The organism is Massilia sp. 01N410 (genome assembly GCF_056399665.1).
On record NZ_JBFTRV010000079.1, the window covers coordinates 1 to 422 of the forward strand.

The following is a 422-nucleotide window of genomic DNA, read 5'->3' on the forward strand; positions in this document are numbered from 1 at the left end:
GCACATGCTGATGTCGCACTGGCGGAAGCTGGCTTCCTTCAACGTGGCACCACTGAAACGGCACCCGGTGCGCGTGTCGGCATCGTAGAAAACGCAGTTCACGAACTCGGTGGCGGTGAGGTCAGCGCCGGAGAAATCGCATTCCAGGAACTGCTGGTCGACCACCTTCTGGCCGGTGAACTGATCGGCGCCGATGCGCAGCTTGTGGTGAACAGTGGAGGACATGCAGGGTTCCGTGCCGGGTGCCTTGCCATGATGCCGCGCTGGAAAGGCGATGGGCAGGACGCGCTCGGGTGGGATTCACCAGCGCTGCAGCCGAAGTGTGTACATCCCACCCTTACGCGCCACCGCCAATACCCGATCTTGCACGTTGATGCATGATTGTGCACACTTCAGGCATGACCTCCGACCCGACACTACCC

1 protein-coding gene is annotated in these 422 nt (G+C 61.4%); it reads right to left on the reverse strand.

Annotation, left to right across the window (positions count from 1 at the left end; all coding sequences use genetic code 11):
• On the reverse strand, positions 1-225 hold a 225-nt coding region (locus AC1DOP_RS27330), incomplete at its 3' end, for a pentapeptide repeat-containing protein (protein WP_477254431.1).
• Between the last annotated feature and the right edge of the window lie 197 nt (positions 226-422).